The sequence below is a fragment of the Cellulomonas sp. GbtcB1 genome, assembly GCF_019091725.1.
Lineage (GTDB): Bacteria > Actinomycetota > Actinomycetes > Actinomycetales > Cellulomonadaceae > Cellulomonas.
In genome coordinates this window covers 1-271 of sequence record NZ_JAGXJG010000255.1, presented here as the reverse complement: position 1 = coordinate 271, position 271 = coordinate 1, and the positions used below count along the sequence as shown (strand labels likewise).

Annotated in this window: 1 pseudogene; it reads left to right on the top strand. The window is 73.4% G+C overall.

The window, feature by feature from the left end:
* Positions 1 to 271: pseudogene (locus KVT14_RS20410) on the top strand (phytoene desaturase); the annotation flags it as partial.

Below are 271 nucleotides of genomic sequence, written 5' to 3'. Positions count from 1 at the left end.
CGCCGGTACACCGCGGAGTCGACGGACGCGTACCGCACGGCGCTGGACCACTTCCTCTACACGACGTTCGTGCGGCCGGACCGCGCGATCACCGGGGACGTCGCGCGGCGCTCCGGGACGCTGGCGTCGCTGCTGTCCCGGTCGCTGGCGGACAAGGTCGCCGCGACGACCGCCCACCCGGTGCTGCGCCAGGTGCTCGGCTACCACGCGGTGTTCCTCGGCTCGTCCCCGTACCGGGTGCCCGCGCTGAACTCGCTGATGAGCCACCTGG